Here is a 15155-nt window from a genome sequence, read left to right as displayed (position 1 = left end):
TCGTTTCCGAAAGACCCTTCTCAATGTGGTTGCGCGAGGGGGATTTGGACAGGAGAGACTCGTTCAGATCGTCAACACAGGTTCCCGACGCTGACCCTGCGCGAGGTCAACCCCAAAGGAGAGGGGCAAGCGTGGAATAGATCGTAGCCAGGCTAGCTGCGCCGCCCAGAATTTCTGCGAGCTTGGAACCGCGCAACACCTCTTTGCGCTCTTCAACAGGACGGTCCTTCACGCTGATCAAGAGAGCCAGCGCCTCGTGCAGCACCTCTGGTGGCGTATCTAGCGGCAGACCTTCCCGATCAAAGAACAATGTCACATCTCGGAAATCGAACATGGTGCCGACGTTGCCAAAGTCGGTGCCCACAGCTCGAACCGCCATTTCTCCGATATTCGCAGGCGCTGACACGACCGTGCTTACGCTGTTCATCTTGCAGTCTTCGATGTCAATCTTGATCATCCATGCTCCAACTTGTAAGAGAGTCATACCGTAGCACGGCGGCACGTCGCCAGGGTCAGATCCAGCACAAAACACCGTAATTTCGCATAACGAAAACGGCACGAGGATCAGGCGTGCTTCCCAGGGAGCGCATGCTTAAAAAAGACCCTCATGCGACTCGTAAAAATCGCTACCCGAAGCGCGCGGGCTCGGTGGGGGCTAGACCGCGCGCCAGCGGGCAGGGGCGGCCCGCTGGGCGGCCGGGCACCCTGGGGCCCACAGCAGCCCCGCCGATGGCCCTGGCGGGCCCGTGGAGGCGCCGGGATGCCAGAGGCAGGGCGCGGAGACCACCGGGACGAAAAAAAGGGCGCCACGGGCGCCCTTGGGGATGGAGGATGAGGCGTCAGGCCGGTTTGGTCGGCCTGGCCGGCACGTTGAACCGCACCAACTCTTCGCCAGCCCAGTCATTCAGCTCGCGAAAGCGCTGCATCAGCGGCACGATCTCGTTGTCGACGAACACCGCCAGAGCGTCAGGCGCGTTGCCGAAGCCGCCGGCATTGGTTGGCACGATGCCCAGCAGGCCAGGCGGCACGCGGTGCGCGGCCAGCACGTCGTCTTTGCTCACGTTCTTGATGGCGGCGAAATCGTCCTTGGCCGCGACCTCGGAGACCGGAATCAGCTTCAAGCCCTCGGCCTTGCCGCCTGGGGCGTGCAGGAACAGGTTGCGGAAGTTGCCCGGCCCCTTGGCCCCCTTCAGCGCCTCGCGCAGCGCATCCGCGTCGGCCGTGCTGACCTGGGCGTCCGACAGGTAGAGGATGAAGCCGGCGTGCGACCCGTTGGCGTAGTACTTCCGCCGGAACATCGTGGCCGCCTCGTTGAGCCAGGCCGACTGCAGCGCGCTGATGTACTCGGGCAAACCGTAGATCTCTTGATTGACGTCGTCCTCGCGGAGGTGGAACAGCGAGCCGGCCGGGAACTCGTGCTCCTGCAGCCAGCCGCGCACGAAGAAATACCGGCCCGGCTCCTGCCCGCGGCGCGTGTACTTGGCCAGCGCGTGCTGCAGCTCCAGCGGGCGCCCCGTGAATGCGCGCGGCTGCTCGACGTAGGCATTGCCGAAGACGAGGAAGTCCAGCGCCATGGCCCCAAACGTCGCGCTCGACAGCCGCGGATGGGGGACGAACATCGCCTTGAGCAGATTGCGCTTCAGGAAGATCGCGGAGCCATGGTGCGGCGACGCGCGGAACGCGCTCGCCAATCCATCCCACGGCAGCGGCGGCTCATACCATCGACCGTTGAACATGCTTTCGACGTAGTCCAGCAGCTGGATACGGCTGACGGGCTCCGGGTCGCCGAAGCTGAAGGCTTCGACGACACCGCCGCCACTGGCTTTCGGCAACACCTCGACGGCCGCAGTCGCGGTCGTTCTGAGGCTCAGATCGCGGCCGGTGCCGCCCTTTCGTTTGCTCATCCAAAAATCTCCATGCGTGAGCTGCCGCCGACCACGTCGCCGGCGAGTGATTCGTTGTCGAGCGCGTGCATCGTTGCCCACGCAAGATCCGCGTGCCCCGTGGCTTCGGAGCGGCCCGAGTCGTAGGTCATGTTTCGGCCGCTGGCGGTGAGCACGCGCTTAATGGCCATGAAGGCCCCGGCGATGTCGGTCCATCCGGCTTCGAACTCCAGTCGCCCCTTGTGGATGACCTGTTGCGCCTTCAGCACCAGGCGCTGCTTCACCTCGATGCTGTACTGGTAGCCCTTCACTTGGGGAAAGAACTTCTCGACGATCTGGAACACGCCAGCGCCCAGCCCGGTCTTGTCGATCCCGATATGCACGACGTTGTATTTCTGCGTGATGCGGCGGATGGCCTCGGCCTGGGCCTCGAAATCAGAGCCCTTGAACTGCTCGCGGTGCAGGATGCGGAACTTGCCGCCCGGCACGCGCGGAGGCGCGACCACCACCAGCGCAGCTGCGTCGCCCTTGTCCGACGGGTCGTATCCGACCCAAACAGGATGGTGCGCATAGGGCCGTTCCCAAAACGGCTTAACGTCGCTCCACGTCTCCCAGCTGTCGACCATGCAGGCCTGCATCTGCGCCAGCGTGAACAGCGACATACTGTCGTCGATGAACTGGCACATGAACAGGTTCGCGAACTCGTCGAGGCTGTATTCCTCGCGCAGCTCGGCGATGTCGAACAGGTCGAAGCCCATCGCGACGGCGTCTTCCACCGTGACGATGTCGCGCCATTTGCGATCGAGGCCCAGCGCTCCGCCGCGCAGCGCCTTGTGGCTCGTGTCAATGCGGACGTGGTCTTTCTTCGCGCGGCCCTTGTTCCGGTCGTCGCCGGTCCAGAACCCGAAGGCCTCGTGCGACATCGCCGAGGGCGTCGAGAAATAGGTCTTGCGCCAGTGCTTGTGCGAGGCCATCGCGCTAGCCAGCTTGTTGATCTGCCTGAAGCGCGGGACCCAAAAAAACTCGTCGAAGTAGAAGTCGCCGTGATAGCTCTGGGCCGTCATGGCGTTGGTGCCCAGGAAGATCAGCTCGGCGCCGTTCCACAGCTTGATGTTCTCCCCCTTCAGGTCGACGTCGACCTCCTTCGCGAAGTCGACGATGTAGCTGCGGAACTGATGGGCCTGCGCCTTCGACGCCGACAGGAAAAGCTTGTTGCGCCCCTCCTTCGCGGCCGAGAGCAGCGCCTCGCGCGAAAAGTAGTAGGTCGCCCCGATCTGCCGCGCCTTCAGGATGGCGCGCAGGCGCTGGTACTGTTGATCGAACCAGTTCTGATGGAAAGGGAAGTTCGACTCGCGCAGCTTGGTTTCCAGCAGCGCGATCTGGTCCTCGCTGAATTCGTTGCGCTTGGGCTTGCGCTTCGGCGCGGCATTGCGCGCCGCGATGTTCGGATTCAAGTCCCCTTCGCGCCCGGTCTGCTGGTACTTCTCGACGCGCGCCGTGCGCTCCAGCTGCCGCCCAAATAGGTCGATCAGCTTGATATCGCCGCCGGTCGGGTTCGGCTTCATGATGAGCTGTATCAGCCTCACCTCAAGGGCGCCGTTGACGCGATCGAGCGGCTGCGCGTCATCCCATTTCCCGGCGTCCTTCCATCCGTAGACTGTCGAGGCTGGCACGCCGAGGTGTTCGGCGATCTGCTTCACCTTCCAGCCGCTCCAGTAGAGGAATCGCGCCGCGGTGCGGGGTTGCGCCTGCGGCGTCAACGTGGCAATCTGGCTCGACTCTTCGCCGGGGACGCTGCCAGCAACGGCAGCAGGCGCCGCAACCTTGGCGGCGCTCGACGCACGACCACGCTTGTGCGACGCGGACTTAGCAGCGGCAGAAACGGTCCGGCGAGCGCGCCCGGGCGCGGCTGATTTCAGGGGCATGCCGCCGAGGTTGCCCGCGCGCGCGAAGCATCGCCACCACGTCCATCAGTCCTCGCCACTGCCACACGCGCGGCGGCTTGAGAGCGGACGGGCGCGCGGACACCATTGGCTGGCCACATCGCGAACCCTCGCGATCACCCTCAACCAGCAGCGAGCCAACCAATGTCCACTCCCGCAGCAAAGAAGCCGGTCTCCAAGTTCTTCCGCGTCGCCCTCGAAGGCGCGACCAGCGACGGGCGCGTCATCGATCGCGCGATGCTGGAACAGATCGCGGCCTCCTACAACCCGACCATCTACGGCGCTCGCGTGAACATGGAGCACATCCGCGGCTACAGCCCGAGCAGCGAATTCGGCGCCTATGGCGACGTGTTGGCCGTCAAGACCGAAGAGGTCGAGATCGGCGGTGCCAAGAAGCTCGCCCTGTATGCGCAGATCTCGCCCACCGACGAACTGATCGCCATCAACAAGAAGCGCCAGAAGATCTACAGCTCGCTCGAGGTGCGGCCGAAGTTCGCCGACACCGACAAGGCCTATCTGATCGGCCTGGCCGTCACCGACAACCCCGCCAGCCTCGGCACCGAAATGCTGCAGTTCGCTGCCAGCAACCCGAACGCGAACCCGTTCGCTGCGCGCAAGGAACAGCCCGACGACCTCTTCACCGTGGCGGAGGGGTTCTCCCTCGAAATCGAGGACGCGCCCGACAACGGCGTGGTCGACAAGTTCCGCAACGCAATCGCCGGCGCGTTGGCCAAGTTCGGCGTCAAGTCCAGCACCGACGACGCGCGCTTCGCCGCCGTCGCCGAAGGCTTCGAGCAGCTGGGCGAAGCCTTCGAGGCGCACGTCAGCGCCACCACCGCCAAGCTGTCCGCCAAGGACCAGACGATCAGCGATCTCAAGTCCAAGGTCGAGCAGCTCGAGACCAAATTCGCGGCACTCGACAACACGCCGAACGGCACCAAGCGCCCGCTCGCGAACGGCGGCAACGGCCTGGCAAAGACCGACTGCTGATCGTCGACGCCCACCCCACGCAATCCCTTCCGCAACACACCACAGGCAGCACACACCATGCGCAAAGAACTCCGCCTCGCCATCGACGCCTATTTCGCCCAGCTGGCCAGCCTCAACGACGTCGCCAGCGTCACCCAGCGTTTCAACGTCGTGCCGCGCGTGCAGCAGACCCTGGAACAGAAGATGCAGGAATCGAGTTCGTTCCTGAGTCGCATCAACGTCATCGGCGTGACCGAGCAGATGGGCGCCAAGGTCGGCGTCGGCGTCACCGGCCCGGTGGCCAGCCGCACCGACACGACCGGCAACGGCACGCGCAAGCCGCGCAACGTCGCGAACCTCGACGACAACCAATATCGCTGCGTTCAAACGAACTTCGACACGGCCCTGCGCTACGCGCAGCTCGATGCATGGGCCGGCTTCCCGGAATTCCAGACCATGGTGCGTGACGCGATCATGCGGCGCCAGGCCCTGGACCGCATCTGCATCGGCTTCAACGGCGTCAGCATCGCCGCGACCACCGACCTCGCCGCGAACCCGCTGCTGCAGGACGTCAACAAGGGATGGCTGCAGCAGATGCGCGAGCACGCGGCTGCCAACGTGGTCACGCAGGGCAGCAAGCAGGCCAACAAGGTCATCGTCGGCCCGGACAAGGCCACGAGCGACTACGCGAACCTCGATGCCGTCGTGTTCGACGCGATCACCCTGCTGGACGCCTGGCATCAGGAGTCGCCCGACCTCGTGGCCGTGCTCGGCCGCGGCCTCATGCACGACAAGTATTTCCCGCTGGTCAACAAGGATCAGGCGCCGTCCGAAATGCTCTCGGCGGACATCGTCATCAGCCAGAAGCGCGTGGGTGGCCTGCAGGCCGTCGCGGCTCCGTTCTTCCCGGCCGGCAAGGTGATGGTCACCACGCTGAAGAACCTGTCGCTGTACTGGCAGCGCGATGCGCGCCGCCGCAACATCAAGGACGTCCCCGAGCGCGACCAGATCGAGAACTACGAGAGCAGCAACGATGCCTATGTCGTCGAAGACTACGGCCTTGCCGCGCTCGTGGAAAACATCGAGTTGGTCGACTAAGGCCGGGCCAATAGGCAGACATACGTCTGACAAAGGCCGTCGCGCGGGCCACACCCCGGCCCGCGCTCTTCTATCACCAGACCACCACACCACCATGCGCCCACTCAGCCCCGCTCAGCGCCACCGCGCGCGCATCCTGCAAGAACAGGCCCAAGCCGCCAGCCCCTACGGCGTCGAGCTGCAAGGCGACGCCTATGGCCTCATGCGCGTCAAGCTCTCGCAGGACAAAGGCCGCCTGTCGCAGATCCAATCGCACGAGCGCCGTGCGGAAATGAAGGCGCGACTGCTGCCCGAATACTTCGACTGGATCGGCACGTCGCTGGCCACCGGAAACGGCGCGCAGGATCAGGTGCTGACGACGGTCATGGTGTGGGCCTTCGACGCCGGCGCCTACGCCCTCGGCCTGGAGATCGCGGGCTACGTCATCCGGCATCGCATGCCCATGGCCGACGACTACAAGCGCAGCCCGGCCGCGATCGTCATCGACGAACTGGCCAATGCCTACCTGAAAGGCCAGTGGTCGCCGCTGATCGTGCAGATCGGCGACAACGGCGCTCGCCAGCTCGGAGCCGCCGCGGCTGGCGACGCGCCCGGCCAGGCACGCGCGCAGGCCGCGGCCCTGCTGATCGAGGCCGAAGCCCTCACCGCCGAACAGGACGCGCCCGATCAAGCGCGCGCGAAGCTGCACAAGGCCATCGCCTATGCAGCGCTCGGCAAGGTGCAGACCGCCGAAGATCCCGACCTCGCGGCGATCGAGCCCGAGGCGCTGCAGGTCGCTGCAGCGCGCCTGCAGCGCGCGCTGGAGCTTGACAGCAATTCCGGCGTCAAGAAAGACATCGAACGCATCGAGCGCGCGCTCGCGAAGGCGGACAAGGCCTCAACGGCCGAGATCGCCCCAGCTGCTGCCGCGCCCGCCGCCCGCGACACCGAACAACCCGCTACCCCGCCACCGGGCGCCGCTCGCAAGGGCACGCCAGCGGCGAAGAAGGCCTCGGCGGCGCGCAAGCGCGCGTCGGGCAAGTAGCGCAACCGAGCACCCCCGCGTGCCGGGCGGCCCGTGGCGCAGCGTGAAAGGCTCTGCCCTTCACCACGAAGCGCCACGGCCACCGCCCACCTACACCCCACGTTGAGCCAACCATGACCCTCATCGCCGCAGCTCCGCCCCTCGTGCGCACCACGCCGCCCAATGACCCGGCGCCGCTCGGCACCGTGTCGGCGGGCGCGTGGTGGCCCACGATCGACCTGGCGGCGCTGCGCGACGCCATGCGGCTCGACGGTGCGATCACGCCGCAGCGCTTGCTGCCGTCGGTGCAAGAAGCCGTCGCCACCACGGTCGGGCTTCTCGCGGCCTGGGCGCTGACCAGGCAGGACGAAGGCCGGGCCTCGCTGGCCGCGGTGCCGGCGCTGCAGGTCGACGGCGAGTCGATCCACGTCCAGCGCTTCCGCCGCGCGGTCTACTGCCACGCCAAAGCAAACCTGATCGAGCGTTACAGCGACTACGACACGACGGGCCGCGCGCGCAAAGACGATCAGGAGGAAACGCGCGAGACCCAAGCCGAGCAATACCGGCGCGATGCGACCTGGGCAGTGCGCGACATCCTCGGCACCACCCGCGTCAGCGTGGAGCTGATCTAGCCATGCCGCGCATCGTCATCGCCAGCCAGGGCGACACCGTCGACATGCTCTGCCTGCGGCACCTCGGCATTACGGCAGGCGTCACCGAAGCCGTCTATGAGCTCAACCCGGGCCTAGCCGATGCCGGGCCCGTCCTCGCACTCGGGCAGAGCATCACCCTGCCCGATCGGCCGACCACGTCGCCCCTTGTCGCGACCGTCCAGCTCTGGGACTGACCAATGACCGACACCACATCGAAGACCAAGCTGCTGGATCTCAAAGTGCCCATCACCTACCTCATCGGCTTGGTCATCGCGGGCGTCACGTTCGTGGCCGGCTGGGCGTTGAAAGTCGATTCCGGCGTGAGCCGCCACGAGGAACGCATCCGCACGCTCGAAACCCGAACCATGGGCGCGAGCGAGCAGGCCTACGAGCTGCGCAACATCGCCAGCCAGCTGGCCGAGGTCAACAAGAAGCTCGCCGACCTCAATCAGATCCAGTCGCAGATGACGGTGATGGAGTTCCGCATGGGCAACGCCGAGTACGCGCTCGGCATCAACCCTGGCCGCAAACCGGGATCGAACAAATGAGCATCAAACCAATCCCCGAATGGCGCCAGGCGCTGGAACTGGCCAGCGTGCGGGTGTGCCTTTTCATCGGCGCTTTCCCCGACATCTACAACACAGTCGCCGCAATGGGTTGGCTCGACGAACTGCCCGCCGCGGCGAAGTGGTGCATTCGGCTGCTGGCGGTCATCTGCATCGCCGCGCGCCTCATCAAGCAGGAATCCATCAACAGGACACCGACGCCATGAACCTCGCTTTGCCCCAGCTCATCGCGGCCGGCATCAACCCTACGGTCGCCCGAGCCATCCTTCCGCATCTGGTCGCTGCCTTCGCGCGCTTCGAGATCAACACGCCGCGGCGCGTGGCGGCCTTCATCGGCCAGTACAGCCACGAGACCAGCGGTTTCACCCGCCTGGAAGAAAACCTCTACTACACCGATCCCACGCGCATCGCGAAGATGTTCTCAGCGCTGCGCCAAGTCGAACAGGCCCGCGCGTTCGTGCGACTGCCGAAGGCCCTGGCCAACAAGGTGTACGCCAACCGCAACGGCAACGGGGACGAAGCGTCCGGCGATGGCTGGATCTACCGCGGGCGAGGCCTGCCGCAGCTCACCGGCCGCGGCAAATACCGGCGCGCCGGCGAAAAGCTCGGGCTCCCGCTGGAACAGCAGCCCGACCGCGTCGCGGATCTCGACGTGGCCACGCTGGCCGGCGCGTGGTACTGGCATGCCAACGGCCTCAACGCCCGCGCCGACCTCTGGCAGCTCGACACGATCACGCGCGCCATCAACGGCGCAGCGATGGCCGGGCGCACCGATCGCGCCGAGCGGTGCAACCGCGCGCTCGAGGCGCTGCTCTCTACGCCGGCGCTGCCATGAGAGCGGCCCTGATCGCCCTGGCCGCCGCGGTGCTCGTGGCCGCTGGTGCCGCCCTGCCTGCGTACTGGATCGGGGATGGCCACGGCGCCGCGCGGGTACAGCAGGAATGGGATCGCGACATCGCCACCCGAGCGATCGAGGCCGCCGGCAAGACCGAAGAAGCACGCACCGAGGAAAGAAGCCATGCGAACGACATCACCCAAGCAACCGACAAATTCAACGCTGCGCGGGCTCCAGCTGCTGCTGACAGCGCTACTCGCATCGCTGATGCTGAGCGCCTGCAGCGCGCCGCCGAAAGCCGCGCCGCCGGCTACCGTGCAATGTCCGAGGCCGGCGAAGCTGAGCGACACCGTCTTGCAGGCCATGCGGCCCGACTCGACGAAGATCTTGCAGCGGGTCGACTCGTGGCTGAATCACTCCGCGCGGAGCTTGTCGACCGCGACCAGCGAATCGAACTCCTGGCCGACGTCATCCGCGCCGACGGCGCCTTACTCGGCCGCGCCAGCGACGACGGGGCCGGCCAGCGCTGAGCGATGAAGAAGCCGCAACTGCTGCGCGATCACCTGGCGCGCGCGTGCCCGGATCTGGCCACCAACCCGGAAAAGCTGACGGTGTTTATCGAGCGCGGGAACATCCTGCACACCGGTACGCCGGCGCTGTCGTTCGAATACCGGTACACGGTCAACATCGTCATCACCGACTGGGCGGACAGCACCGACGTGCTGATCGTGCCGCTGGTCGCGTGGCTCAAGCAGCACCAGCCCGACCTGTTCGACAACCCCGAACGGCGCACGAAGGGCTTTCGCTTCGAGTCGGAGATCATCGACCACAAGACCGCCGACATCGGCATCGAGATCGATCTCAGCGAGAGCGTGGCCGTGATGGGCGAGACCGTCGACGGCGTCAATCGCCTGACCACGCGGCACATCGGCGAGCCGCTGCTCGCGACGCCCGGCCAAGTCGAGACAGCCGTCGACCTCGCGGCCGAGTGGCGCATCGTGCCGATCGACGGGGCCTAATCGTGGGGGACGATCTCTCTCGCCTCGCCCATTGGGCCGCGCCTCTGATGGCCGGGCTTTCGGTGCCGCGCCGGCGCGCGGCCATGGTGCAGATCGCCACCTACATGCGCCGCAGCAATGCGCAGCGCATCGCCGAGCAGCGCAACCCCGACGGCTCGGCCTACGAGCCCAGAAAGCCGCGCCTGCGCGCGAAAAAGGGCAAGATCCGCCGGACCATGTTCGAGAAGCTGCGCCAGGCGAAGCACCTCAAGAAGTCCGCCACGGCGGCGAGCGCGGTCCTGACGATCGCGGGCCGTAGCGCCCGCATCGCGCGCGTGCACCAGCTGGGGCTGCGCGACAAGGTGGATTGGCGCCGGCCAAACAGCCCGAGCGTCACTTACCCGCGGCGCGAGCTGCTGGGGTTCACCGAGGCCGACGTCGACGCCATCACCGACATCCTGCTGCAGCACATCAACGCCGGCGCGTGAAGCCGGCCGGCCGCGGCCCGGACCATGGACCGACAGTCCCCGCCGCGCGCACATGCGGCCCTGCTCGCACACGCGCGAGGCGTCCGGCACAGTGAACGCATGCCCGGACCTGTCGACCCGAATCAACTGCTCGCCGACCTGCAGCGCCAGATTGCGAACATCGTGCGCGTGGGCTCCATCGCCGAAGTCGACCACGGCGCGACGCCGCCGCTGGTGCGCGTGCAGCTGACCGACAGCGTCCGCACGGACTGGCGGCCCTACATCGAACAGCGCGCCGGGGACACCGGCACATGGAATCCGCCGACCGTGGGCGAGTGCGTGGTGTTGTTCTCGCCCGGCGGGCGGACCGAGGGCGGCATCGTGCTGGCGGGCCTCCCGACGGCGACGCATCCCGCGCCCAGCTCCGATCCCAACAAGACCGTCACGAAGTACCCCGACGGGGCCATCGTCGAATACGACCACGCCGCCCATGCGCTGCGCGTCGATCTGCCCGAGGGCGCCACGGCCGACATCACGGTGCCCGACTCCATCACCGTGCGCTGCAAGACCGCAGACGTGACCGCCAGCGAGAGCGCGACGGTCCACTCGCAGCAGATCACCCTGGACGCACCGCAGACCACCACCACCGGAAACATGACGGTCCTGGGCCTGCTGACCTTCATGGGTGGCCTGGCCGGCTTCGGGACCGGCGGCGTGCCAGGATCGACGGGCGAGGCGCGGCTCAATCTGCCGATCTACTCCACGCGCGAGATCGAGACCACCAGCACCATGCACGCCGAGGAAGACGTCACGGCCGGCGAGATCAGCCTCAAGACGCACCGCACCAGCGGCGTCGAGGCGGGCGAGAACATCAGCGGGGTCCCCGTCGTATGACCGGCATGTCCCGCGCCACGGGCCGCTCGATCGCGCTGCGCGACCACATTTCGCAGTCCATCGGCGACATCCTCACCACGTCGATAGGCGATCGGCTGATGCGCCGCACCTATGGCAGCTATCTGCCGCAACTGGTCGACCACCCTGCGACCGAGGCGAACCGGCTGCGGCTCATCGCGGCCACGGCGCAGGCCATCATGAAATGGGAGCCGCGCACTCGCGTGCAACGCATCACCACGAGTTTCAACGCGCAGGGCCGCTGCGTCATCGCCATCGCGCGCCGCGATCTGCACAGCGGCGCCGCGGTCAACTCCACTGTCACCATCTAGAGCCGCGCATGATCGACCTCTCGCAGATCCCTGCGCCCAATATCATCGAGCCGCTGGATTTCGAGGCGCTGCTCACGGTCCGCAAGCAGGAGCTGGTCGACGCGCTGCCGGAAGACCAGCGCGCGTCTATCCAGACGGTGCTGTCGCTGGAATCCGAACCGCTGAATAAGCTGCTGCAGGTCAGCACCTATCGCGAGCTGCTGCTTCGTCAGCGGGTCAACGACGCGGCGCGCGCCGTGATGCTCGCCCATGCTGTCGGCACCGACCTTGACAACCTCGGCGCCAACTGGGGCGTCGTGCGACTCGTGGTCACGCCGGCTGACGACAACGCCCTGCCGCCGGTCGCGGCCGTCATGGAATCGAACGCGGAATTCAGGCGACGCATCCTGCTCCGCCTGGAGGCCTTCACCACGGCCGGGAGCGATGCCGCGTACCAGTATCACGCGCTGTCGGCCAGCGGCCAGGTACGGGATGTGTCCGTCGACAGCCCGACGCCAGGGTCCGTCGTGGTCTACGTCCTCTCGCGTGAGGGCGATGGCACGGCCAGCGAAGAAGTGCTCGGACTGGTGCGCTCCGCCTTGTCCAGGCAGACGGTTCGGCCGCTGACTGACAACGTCAGCGTACTGTCGGCCAGCGTGGTGCACTACACCGTAAGCGCCGAGCTGATCGTCGACCGCGGCAGCGACGCCGCTGTGGTCCACCAAGCGGCCTTGGACGCGACGCAAGCCTATGCAGACAGCGTGCACCGGCTCGATGCGGACCCGAGCATCAGCGGAAACTACCGCGCGTTGCATCAGCCCGGTGTGCTCCGCGCCGTGCTCCTGACGCCGGCCAGCGACATCATGATGAGCATTGGACAAGCGGCGTACTGCACCGACATCGACATCACGACGGCGGTCGAGTCATGACCGGCACCGTCACGCTGCTTCCCAGCAATGCCTCGGCGCTTGAGCGTGCGGTCGCCGCAGCTGACGCGCGGATCTCCACCACGCCAACGCCCCTGCGCGACGTATGGAACCCCATCACCTGTCCAGCAAACCTTCTGCCGTGGCTCGCATTTGCCTACGCCGTCGATGAGTGGGATGAAACGTGGACCACCGAAACCAAACGACAGGTGATTTCCCAGGCGCTGGAGGTCAAACGCACGAAGGGCACGCCGGGCGGCGTACAGAGCGCCCTCGCGGCGGTCGGATTGCCTGCCCGCGTGCAGGAGTGGTTCCAGCAGGCTCCCTTCGGTGCTCCTTACACATTTCGCGTCCACGTGGAAGCCGAGCAAGTCGGATTCAGCGCTGCTCAGATTGCGCAGCTGCGGCGCGTCGTTCATCAATACAAGAACACGCGCTCGCACCTCGATGGTGTTGACATCACGGTTCGAACCACCGGCGGACCGCGTCCGGCGTCGGTCGCGCTCGCAGGAGTGGAAGCCAGAGTCAGCGATGGAACGCCGACCTACGAGGACGGATTGAGCGCCCTCGATTTTCTCGTCGACGGTGCAGTCAACGGATACGCCACGACGGCAGATGCGGCTGATCAGATGCAGACCATCCTGCGCGAGATGCCCGCCAAACTCACCATTCCATCTGACCTATGACATCCCCCCTCGACGGCAAAGTTGTGCCCTTCGGACAAGCCGTGGACAAATTCCACGCGTTCTTGAATGCACCTGTTGGAGATATCGAAACTGAAGCCGGTTCGATGCCGAACCTGCGCAAGCTCTCCGACGAACTGAGGGTCATTGCGGCCGTCACGGCTGACGAAACGGCCGCCGGAACAGTCACCGCGATCGACGACCGCATCTATCCGGGCGTGTACAACACACCCCCGACAAACAAACCGCGTAGCGGCGCGCCAAGTGCCGACGGGGATCGTTGCGTCATTCTGGTGAATGGCGTGCCAACGGAGCACGTCCGCTTGGGCGGGGGATGGATGATCCCGAATTTCGATGCGCAGCAACTCGCGCAAGCTGCCACCTTGCCAATGATGGCTTTCACCGCAGCCGAAGCGCAGAGCATCTTCGACAACGCCCTGCCGCTGCAGAGCTACACGGCGCTGCGCGCCTACGGCGGTCGCGCGGCCGGAGTCCGCATAACGACGCCGGGGGTGGCGGGCACCTTTTGGCGAGATCAGAGCGATATGACCAGCGCCGACAACGGCGGAACGATCATCGTCGATGCGAATGGGCGCCGCTGGAAGCGCCAGTACAGCGGCGCGCTTGATATCTCGTGGTTCGGAGCCGACGTGACAGGTGTCAACGACAGCTCCGCAGCTCTACAGGCGGCCCACAACGCGGCCGACGTGAATCAGGCAATCGCGATCAACGGGAAGATCCGTTGCCTGTCCAAGCTCACGCTTTCCAAGGTGTGCACCTTGATCGGCTTCGACGCTCGGAATGCCAACTCCCCGGCATTTGAGGGGCGATCCACTCTCCTTTTCTCGAACGTCGCCAATGCCGGGATTGTTGGGTCGTACAACCTTCGCTTGCAGAACCTCTGCTTTCTCTCGTACGGGATCGGCACACAGGCCTACGGCATCAATTTGACCGACGCCTCGCTATTCACAGAGGGCGTGTTGATCCAGGCGGGCGTGAAGATCACCCGCGGCTACTACAACAAGTGGGTGAACACACGGATTGAGTACCCGGCTGCTCTCGGTGTCTATCTTGACAACTGCTACAACGTGTTCACGGCCGGTCTCTCGATTCGGAAGGCGCCCGTAGGGTGTCTTTACCTGGCCAACGGCTCGACCATGAGCATGATGGGAGGCTCTATCGAAGGATTCTCGTCCGGCTATGGATGCGCGGTGCGGGGCGGGTCCAAGATCGGTTTCTTCGGCACCTACTTTGAGGGTGAAGTCGTTGGCGGAGTCGGCAATCGCTGCGTGTCGATGGCGGCCAACAGCTCGGTTACGGCAATTTCGTGCCACGTGTATCTGAGCACAATGAGCCACTGGATCACGACCGAAGATGAGACAGCCCTGGGTTGCCGCGTCTTCTCGCGAACGAACAAACTGGTTCTTCCTGTGGACACCTTTTCCACGGTCGCTTACAACATGTTGTCAACCGACGCCACGGGTGCATGCGACGTTGCCGGCGACAACTGGGGTTCTCACGGCGGCAATGCCTTGTACGTAGGCCCCAACATGACAGCAGGGGCTGGCCCGGTCCAGCTCACTGGTAGCTATTACATCGAGTACCCCGGGTCGCATCCCCTCTATGGGAAGAACATTGACACACGCCCGTGGGTTGCAAGCGTATCCAGAACGACGCCCGCAAGCCCTTCAACGGGGATGGTCGTGAACTTCGCCAACAACGGGTTTGGCGGCGATGACCCGCTCAACATCCACGGCGGCGCGTGGGGCTACAACTCTTATCAGGCGGTTTATCAAAAAGGTCAATGGGAGAAGGTCGGCCTTCGCCTCACAAACCAGACCGACAGCACGGCGACAGATGTCGCGACGCTAAAGGCAGACTTCAACTCACTGCTCGCCAAACTGCGAGGGGCCGGAGTGATGATCTGAT

The 15155-nt window shown here is 65.5% G+C and carries 19 protein-coding genes; 16 read left to right on the top strand and 3 right to left on the bottom strand.

Features of this window, described 5'->3' with window-relative positions:
• Positions 1–106 precede the first annotated feature (106 nt).
• The 3 genes from KV106_RS24825 to KV106_RS24815 form a co-directional block, all read right to left on the bottom strand.
• Complete coding sequence (locus KV106_RS24825) at positions 107–457, bottom strand: hypothetical protein (protein WP_261213042.1); 351 nt, start codon at positions 455–457, stop codon at positions 107–109.
• Between the two features lie 382 nt (positions 458–839).
• Positions 840–1904, bottom strand: a complete 1065-nt coding sequence (locus KV106_RS24820; RefSeq protein WP_261213041.1) for a phage portal protein — start codon at positions 1902–1904, stop codon at positions 840–842.
• Complete coding sequence (locus KV106_RS24815) at positions 1901–3808, bottom strand: terminase large subunit domain-containing protein (protein WP_261213039.1); 1908 nt, start codon at positions 3806–3808, stop codon at positions 1901–1903. Before KV106_RS24815 ends, KV106_RS24820 begins: the two co-directional genes overlap by 4 nt.
• A 162-nt stretch (positions 3809–3970) precedes the next feature.
• On the opposite strand from KV106_RS24815, the gene KV106_RS24810 reads away from it, so the two are divergent.
• From KV106_RS24810 to KV106_RS24735, 16 genes are all read left to right on the top strand, one after another.
• A complete protein-coding gene (locus KV106_RS24810; RefSeq protein WP_261213037.1) occupies positions 3971–4816 on the top strand; it encodes a GPO family capsid scaffolding protein in 846 nt (281 codons plus the stop codon).
• Positions 4817–4873: 57 nt separating this feature from the next.
• On the top strand, positions 4874–5893 hold the full coding sequence (locus KV106_RS24805; RefSeq protein WP_261213036.1) for a phage major capsid protein, P2 family: 1020 nt from the start codon (positions 4874–4876) through the stop codon (positions 5891–5893).
• Between the two features lie 94 nt (positions 5894–5987).
• Complete coding sequence (gene gpM / locus KV106_RS24800) at positions 5988–6917, top strand: phage terminase small subunit (protein WP_261213035.1); 930 nt, start codon at positions 5988–5990, stop codon at positions 6915–6917.
• A 113-nt stretch (positions 6918–7030) separates the two neighbouring features.
• Positions 7031–7528: a head completion/stabilization protein gene (locus tag KV106_RS24795; protein ID WP_261213033.1), complete on the top strand. Its 498-nt coding sequence runs from the start codon at positions 7031–7033 to the stop codon at positions 7526–7528.
• Positions 7529–7530: 2 nt separating this feature from the next.
• The gene (locus KV106_RS24790; RefSeq protein ID WP_261213031.1) at positions 7531–7743 is read left to right on the top strand and encodes a tail protein X; all 213 of its coding nucleotides are present in this window, start codon (positions 7531–7533) and stop codon (positions 7741–7743) included.
• Between the two features lie 3 nt (positions 7744–7746).
• Complete coding sequence (locus KV106_RS24785) at positions 7747–8097, top strand: hypothetical protein (RefSeq protein ID WP_261213029.1); 351 nt, start codon at positions 7747–7749, stop codon at positions 8095–8097.
• On the top strand, positions 8094–8321 hold the full coding sequence (locus tag KV106_RS24780; protein ID WP_261213028.1) for a DUF7940 domain-containing protein: 228 nt from the start codon (positions 8094–8096) through the stop codon (positions 8319–8321). Before KV106_RS24785 ends, KV106_RS24780 begins: the two co-directional genes overlap by 4 nt.
• Positions 8318–8950: a glycoside hydrolase family 19 protein gene (locus KV106_RS24775; protein WP_261213026.1), complete on the top strand. Its 633-nt coding sequence runs from the start codon at positions 8318–8320 to the stop codon at positions 8948–8950. The genes KV106_RS24780 and KV106_RS24775 overlap by 4 nt, the downstream gene beginning before the upstream one ends.
• A complete protein-coding gene (locus KV106_RS24770) occupies positions 8947–9480 on the top strand; it encodes a hypothetical protein (RefSeq protein ID WP_261213024.1) in 534 nt (177 codons plus the stop codon). Before KV106_RS24775 ends, KV106_RS24770 begins: the two co-directional genes overlap by 4 nt.
• A 3-nt stretch (positions 9481–9483) precedes the next feature.
• Positions 9484–9969, top strand: a complete 486-nt coding sequence (locus KV106_RS24765) for a phage tail protein (RefSeq protein WP_261213022.1) — start codon at positions 9484–9486, stop codon at positions 9967–9969.
• Positions 9939–10436 (top strand): phage virion morphogenesis protein, encoded by a 498-nt coding sequence (locus KV106_RS24760; protein ID WP_314733651.1) that lies wholly within the window; start codon positions 9939–9941, stop codon positions 10434–10436. Before KV106_RS24765 ends, KV106_RS24760 begins: the two co-directional genes overlap by 31 nt.
• Positions 10437–10535: 99 nt before the next feature.
• On the top strand, positions 10536–11309 hold the full coding sequence (locus KV106_RS24755; protein ID WP_261213019.1) for a phage baseplate assembly protein V: 774 nt from the start codon (positions 10536–10538) through the stop codon (positions 11307–11309).
• A gap of 5 nt (positions 11310–11314) precedes the next feature.
• The gene (locus KV106_RS24750) at positions 11315–11638 is read left to right on the top strand and encodes a GPW/gp25 family protein (RefSeq protein ID WP_261213017.1); all 324 of its coding nucleotides are present in this window, start codon (positions 11315–11317) and stop codon (positions 11636–11638) included.
• A gap of 8 nt (positions 11639–11646) precedes the next feature.
• On the top strand, positions 11647–12546 hold the full coding sequence (locus tag KV106_RS24745) for a baseplate assembly protein (RefSeq protein WP_261213015.1): 900 nt from the start codon (positions 11647–11649) through the stop codon (positions 12544–12546).
• Positions 12543–13229: a phage tail protein I gene (locus tag KV106_RS24740; RefSeq protein WP_261213013.1), complete on the top strand. Its 687-nt coding sequence runs from the start codon at positions 12543–12545 to the stop codon at positions 13227–13229. The genes KV106_RS24745 and KV106_RS24740 overlap by 4 nt, the downstream gene beginning before the upstream one ends.
• Positions 13226–15154 (top strand): hypothetical protein, encoded by a 1929-nt coding sequence (locus KV106_RS24735; protein WP_261213012.1) that lies wholly within the window; start codon positions 13226–13228, stop codon positions 15152–15154. The genes KV106_RS24740 and KV106_RS24735 overlap by 4 nt, the downstream gene beginning before the upstream one ends.
• The last annotated feature ends 1 nt before the right edge of the window (position 15155 follow it).

The organism is Variovorax endophyticus, assembly GCF_025376855.1.
Taxonomy (GTDB): Bacteria; Pseudomonadota; Gammaproteobacteria; order Burkholderiales; family Burkholderiaceae_C; genus Variovorax.
This window is presented reverse-complemented; position numbering and strand designations above follow the sequence as displayed.

Excerpts from the sequence above, each read along its gene's own strand:
- KV106_RS24825 (WP_261213042.1), bottom strand. The coding sequence starts at position 457 with ATGATCAAGATTGACATCGAAGACTGCAAGATGAACAGCGTAAGCACG.
- KV106_RS24820 (WP_261213041.1), bottom strand. The coding sequence starts at position 1,904 with ATGAGCAAACGAAAGGGCGGCACCGGCCGCGATCTGAGCCTCAGAACG.
- KV106_RS24815 (WP_261213039.1), bottom strand. The coding sequence starts at position 3,808 with ATGCCCCTGAAATCAGCCGCGCCCGGGCGCGCTCGCCGGACCGTTTCT.
- KV106_RS24810 (WP_261213037.1), top strand. The coding sequence starts at position 3,971 with ATGTCCACTCCCGCAGCAAAGAAGCCGGTCTCCAAGTTCTTCCGCGTC.
- KV106_RS24805 (WP_261213036.1), top strand. The coding sequence starts at position 4,874 with ATGCGCAAAGAACTCCGCCTCGCCATCGACGCCTATTTCGCCCAGCTG.
- gpM (WP_261213035.1), top strand. The coding sequence starts at position 5,988 with ATGCGCCCACTCAGCCCCGCTCAGCGCCACCGCGCGCGCATCCTGCAA.
- KV106_RS24795 (WP_261213033.1), top strand. The coding sequence starts at position 7,031 with ATGACCCTCATCGCCGCAGCTCCGCCCCTCGTGCGCACCACGCCGCCC.
- KV106_RS24790 (WP_261213031.1), top strand. The coding sequence starts at position 7,531 with ATGCCGCGCATCGTCATCGCCAGCCAGGGCGACACCGTCGACATGCTC.
- KV106_RS24785 (WP_261213029.1), top strand. The coding sequence starts at position 7,747 with ATGACCGACACCACATCGAAGACCAAGCTGCTGGATCTCAAAGTGCCC.
- KV106_RS24780 (WP_261213028.1), top strand. The coding sequence starts at position 8,094 with ATGAGCATCAAACCAATCCCCGAATGGCGCCAGGCGCTGGAACTGGCC.
- KV106_RS24775 (WP_261213026.1), top strand. The coding sequence starts at position 8,318 with ATGAACCTCGCTTTGCCCCAGCTCATCGCGGCCGGCATCAACCCTACG.
- KV106_RS24770 (WP_261213024.1), top strand. The coding sequence starts at position 8,947 with ATGAGAGCGGCCCTGATCGCCCTGGCCGCCGCGGTGCTCGTGGCCGCT.
- KV106_RS24765 (WP_261213022.1), top strand. The coding sequence starts at position 9,484 with ATGAAGAAGCCGCAACTGCTGCGCGATCACCTGGCGCGCGCGTGCCCG.
- KV106_RS24755 (WP_261213019.1), top strand. The coding sequence starts at position 10,536 with ATGCCCGGACCTGTCGACCCGAATCAACTGCTCGCCGACCTGCAGCGC.
- KV106_RS24750 (WP_261213017.1), top strand. The coding sequence starts at position 11,315 with ATGTCCCGCGCCACGGGCCGCTCGATCGCGCTGCGCGACCACATTTCG.
- KV106_RS24745 (WP_261213015.1), top strand. The coding sequence starts at position 11,647 with ATGATCGACCTCTCGCAGATCCCTGCGCCCAATATCATCGAGCCGCTG.
- KV106_RS24740 (WP_261213013.1), top strand. The coding sequence starts at position 12,543 with ATGACCGGCACCGTCACGCTGCTTCCCAGCAATGCCTCGGCGCTTGAG.
- KV106_RS24735 (WP_261213012.1), top strand. The coding sequence starts at position 13,226 with ATGACATCCCCCCTCGACGGCAAAGTTGTGCCCTTCGGACAAGCCGTG.